At 57.6% G+C, this 1,881-nt stretch carries 2 protein-coding genes; both read left to right on the top strand.

Annotated elements, in window-relative coordinates:
- Nucleotides 1–1,376 (top strand): 2-succinyl-5-enolpyruvyl-6-hydroxy-3-cyclohexene-1-carboxylic-acid synthase (gene menD / locus E0D98_RS23765; protein ID WP_131891199.1); only part of this gene is annotated, 1,376 nt, incomplete at its 5' end.
- Nucleotides 1,373–1,881: alpha/beta fold hydrolase (locus tag E0D98_RS23760; RefSeq protein ID WP_131891196.1), on the top strand; the 509-nt coding region annotated here is incomplete at its 3' end. The genes menD and E0D98_RS23760, both read left to right, overlap by 4 nt.

The raw sequence follows: 1,881 nt of genomic DNA, 5'->3' as shown, positions 1-1,881 counted from the left end.
AACTGATCCTGTTAACCGCCGATCGCCCGCCGGAGCTAATTGACTGCGGCGCGAATCAGGCAATTCGCCAGCCGGGAATGTTCGCCTCTCACCCCACGCACAGTATTTCATTGCCGCGCCCGACCCGGGATATCCCCGCACGTTGGCTGGTTTCTACCATCGACCACGCTCTCGGTACGCTTCATGCGGGGGGAGTCCATATCAACTGCCCGTTTGCTGAACCGCTGTATGGCGAAATGGACGATACCGGGCTTAGCTGGCAACAGCGTCTGGGTGACTGGTGGCAGGACGACAAACCGTGGCTGCGTGAAGCGCCTCGTCTGGAAAGTGAAAAACAGCGCGACTGGTTCTTCTGGCGACAAAAGCGCGGCGTGGTGGTTGCCGGGCGCATGAGTGCGGAAGAGGGCAAAAAAGTTGCCCTGTGGGCGCAAACTCTTGGCTGGCCGCTGATTGGCGATGTGCTGTCACAAACCGGGCAGCCGCTGCCGTGTGCCGATCTTTGGTTAGGCAATGCCAAAGCGACCAGCGAGCTGCAGCAGGCGCAAATTGTGGTGCAACTGGGAAGCAGCCTGACGGGCAAACGGCTCCTGCAATGGCAGGCAAGCTGTGAACCAGAAGAGTACTGGATTGTTGATGACATTGAAGGGCGACTTGATCCGGCACACCATCGCGGACGTCGCTTAATTGCCAATATTGCCGACTGGCTGGAGCTGCATCCGGCAGAAAAACGCCAGCCCTGGTGCGTTGAAATCCCGCGCCTGGCGGAACAGGCAATGCAGGCGGTTATTGCCCGCCGTGATGCGTTTGGCGAAGCGCAACTGGCGCATCGCATCTGCGACTATCTGCCTGAACAGGGGCAATTGTTTGTTGGTAACAGCCTGGTGGTACGTCTGATTGATGCGCTTTCGCAACTTCCGGCAGGTTACCCGGTGTACAGCAACCGAGGGGCCAGCGGTATCGACGGACTGCTTTCGACCGCCGCAGGCGTTCAGCGGGCAAGCGGCAAACCGACGCTGGCGATTGTGGGCGATCTCTCCGCACTTTACGATCTCAACGCGCTGGCGTTATTGCGTCAGGTTTCTGCGCCGCTGGTATTAATTGTGGTGAACAACAACGGCGGGCAAATTTTCTCGCTGTTGCCAACGCCGCAAAGCGAGCGTGAGCGTTTCTATCTGATGCCGCAAAACGTCCATTTTGAGCACGCCGCCGCGATGTTCGAGCTGAAATATCATCGTCCGCAAAACTGGCAGGAACTTGAAACGGCATTTGCCGACGCCTGGCGCACGCCAACCACCACGGTGATTGAAATGGTGGTTAACGACACCGATGGTGCGCAAACGCTCCAGCAACTTCTGGCGCAGGTAAGCCATTTATGATCCTGCACGCGCAGGCAAAACACGGAAAACCAGGTTTACCCTGGCTGGTGTTTTTGCACGGTTTTTCCGGCGATTGCCACGAATGGCAAGAAGTGGGCGAGGCGTTTGCCGACTACTCACGGTTGTATGTTGATCTCCCAGGTCATGGTGGTTCGGCGGCGATTAGCGTCGATGGATTTGATGATGTCACCGACTTACTGCGTAAAACCTTGGTTAGTTACAACATACTTGACTTCTGGCTGGTGGGGTACTCGCTTGGCGGACGGGTGGCGATGATGGCGGCTTGCCAGGGGCTGGCGGGGCTTTGTGGGGTTATTGTCGAAGGCGGGCATCCGGGGCTGCAAAATGCTGAACAACGTGCGGAACGTCAGCGTTCCGATCGCCAATGGGCGCAGCGTTTTTGCACAGAACCGTTAACGGCGGTATTTGCCGACTGGTATCAACAGCCTGTTTTTGCCTCGCTCAATGACGATCAACGCCGGGAGCTGGTGGCGCTGCGCAGCAA

Origin of the sequence: Escherichia sp. KCJ4928 (assembly GCF_004352695.1) — a bacterium.
Classification (GTDB): domain Bacteria; phylum Pseudomonadota; class Gammaproteobacteria; order Enterobacterales; family Enterobacteriaceae; genus ECMA0423.
The sequence above is the reverse complement of the archived record's forward strand: the minus strand, read 5'-3'. Positions and strand labels throughout refer to the sequence as shown.